Annotated in this window: 3 protein-coding genes; all 3 read right to left on the bottom strand. The window is 55.9% G+C overall.

Annotated features, from left to right (window positions below; translation table 11 throughout):
* On the bottom strand, positions 1–253 hold a 253-nt coding region (locus AX703_RS02885), incomplete at its 3' end, for a ribbon-helix-helix protein, CopG family (protein WP_062342530.1).
* Positions 254–815: 562 nt separating this feature from the next.
* Positions 816–1,184 carry a single-stranded DNA-binding protein gene (locus AX703_RS02890; protein ID WP_062342532.1) on the bottom strand — a complete coding sequence of 123 codons (369 nt, stop codon included), beginning with the start codon at positions 1,182–1,184 and terminating at the stop codon, positions 816–818.
* 532 nt (positions 1,185–1,716) lie between these two features.
* On the bottom strand, positions 1,717–2,418 hold the full coding sequence (locus AX703_RS02895; RefSeq protein WP_156451877.1) for a hypothetical protein: 702 nt from the start codon (positions 2,416–2,418) through the stop codon (positions 1,717–1,719).
* Positions 2,419–2,646 lie beyond the last annotated feature (228 nt).

A 2,646-nucleotide genomic window follows, 5' to 3' on the forward strand; every position in this document is an offset into this window, starting at 1 on the left:
CTTCGGAGATCAGAGCGGTATGGGCATCGGGGTACTGGCGCTGCACGATGAGGTCGGCGACCAGGAACAGATACTCGGCCGAGAACTGCCGGCGGCGGTCCGCCTCGCTGGTGCCGGACATGACGCCCAGGAATTGCTCGAGCGCGATTCGCAAGAGGTTCGATCGGGAGACGTTTTGCGCGGTTGCGGCGGCCTGCGCCGCATCGGCCAGCGGCTGTGGAAGCCGGAGGGTAATCAGAACTGTTTCAGTCATCACCACGCCCTTCGAAAGGGCTTGGTGGAGATTGCGCGAGAAGGGTTTTAGGGCATCGGGGGGGCCTTGGCAAGAAGGCCGTTGGGGACTAACTGGCGTATTACATTGTAATACCGCTGAAATCGCGCAATTCTGGGACGTTAACGGCGGTTTTCGATGCTGTAATACGATGTATTACTAAAGGTACACTCTGTACACATACGCATTTCCACCATTCGTCCTACGGCTCCGCCGTGTAGGGTGTACTGTCAATTCCTATTTTCCAGACACTGGTTCCGGCATGTTCGCCACCTCGTAGTCTGGACATAAAAGCGAGGTTTTCTGCGGCCTTGGGCGGGCAAGCGGCAATCGAGCGCATCAACTCCCGATACTCGGCAGGCCGCTTTTGTTCTCTTAAAGTTCCGAATTGGGGACCAAATAGCCATCAACGGTATCCCAACTCCATGTACACCGAAAGCAGATGGCTTTCGTCAGTTTCCTGAGCCGCCATCGTCAAAGACAGGCATGACAAGCAGCACCAGCGAATGCCTCGCCGGTGCTGCTTGTCGAAGCATTTGCGGCGCTACTTCGCGCGCCGCTTCTTGGGCGTTTCCGGAGCGGATTCTTTGGCCTTGGCGAGGAAGTCGACCTGCTCGGCGATGATCTCGCAGCCATAGCGATCGGTGCCGTTTTGATCGGTCCATTTCGTGTAATGGATACGGCCTGTTACCATGATCATTGCCCCCTTAGCGACGTGCTCGGCCACGCACTTGCCGACGCCATTGAAGCAGGTGATCCGGTGCCATTCGGTCTCGTTCTGCCGGTTGCCTTCGCTGTCCTTGAAGCTGCGCGTGGTGGCGAGCGATACGCTGGTGATTGCGGTTCCCGACTGGGTGTTACGGACTTCAGGATTGTTGCCAACGAAGCCGACGAGAGTGACGGTGTTCTTCATGAGATTGGACCTTTCGAAGCTGCTTGATCTGTCCAGGAGACTATCCCCTTGACTGAGCCCCGATGGGACCGGGCACGGTCAGGCCTGCACCGAACGCAAGAGAGGGAAACGCCGCTCGAAGGAGTGGTGCGGGCAGCCGGTCACCGACCGGCAACTCGGTCCGCACGAGTGCGCGTTGCAGCGCCTGTCAGGGTTCGGTCAGGGGCGTGTTTCAGTCTTGAAAGGGGATGAGTTCTGGATGGTCAAGGCCTTACCCAGAGACGTCAAGTGACGAACGAAAGTGAACTCCGTTTGCTGGCCGCGACCTGCCAATTCTGATCAGGCTCAACCTACGTCATGGTCTTGCCACAGCATCAAATGTGCATCCTCTCCCGACGATCTGAGGCGAGAAAACTGGCGGGAACTGCACAGCCAACGACCGTGCTAAATGTTGTGGCGCGCTTGTTCACATATGCCTGCACCTGGGACAATCTCGGCGTTCCCGGGCCAAAGTCAAAAGGGCAGCTTTCAGCCGACACCGGACGCTTTGTATTTAGCTTTCGATGAGCACCGCTGGCCCATCTGACTGAGCGTATGCCACTGCCACGTCGCCATTGTCGTCGCTGAGCGTGACGTAGATGACAATGCCTTGCTCAAGGATCATGACAACGTGCATGTTAAGCAAAGCTTTAATTCGGTTGACCCACCCGACCAAACCTTCTGGATCATAAGCGCGGCGCGCCTCCTTAAAAAAGTGCTTCATAGCTCCGCGATGCAGGTTTTCTCCGCAGGTGTTGTAGACCATTTTCAACTCACCCAGATCCATCTCGCCTTTCTGCAACTCGAAATTGTTTTTGACGGTAGGGGATGGCCTAACAGCGCGAGGAAACGAATTGACATTCACGCCTTCAAGAAGTTTGAACGTCTCTTCCGCGTGCCAGCTTTTCAGGATCCGGCTGGTGACGCCTACGAGGCCATGCGCCGCAACCGTGGACAGTGCGATCAACTCGCAGATGTAACGGATTTGTAGAATCGCGGCTTCGGCGTCTGTGAAGGTGTCACGGCCGCCTCTCTCGTCACCGATCCTTTTTAGGAAGCGATCGATGGCTTCCATCCTAATTTTAATCTCCTCCATGAAACTGCGATACATATGAAGGTTCTGCTCCATAGAGGGCTTATCGTCCGCTCGTGCCGCGATTTCCTCACATACGATGCCCATGTCAGCCATCGCCTTCATAATGTCTTCGTGTGCCATCAGCACTCCTCTGGGTTATGCGCCTGCCGCGACTGGATTGGTATCAACCGCCAGGCGGCTGTCTGAGACAGTTTTGTCGAAACTATCGAAAAAAGTGACGCGATGCCCCGGACGAAGCAGCATATCGGCTTCCAAGATCGTCAAATAGTGCGCCGGGCTTCCGAAGGTGGTTAGTCGCCCGTGAAAAACTCTGAAGCCTTTGGGAATGCGTGGGTTTTAGCGGATTTG

Source organism: Novosphingobium sp. CCH12-A3, assembly GCF_001556015.1.
Classification (GTDB): domain Bacteria; phylum Pseudomonadota; class Alphaproteobacteria; order Sphingomonadales; family Sphingomonadaceae; genus Novosphingobium; species Novosphingobium subterraneum.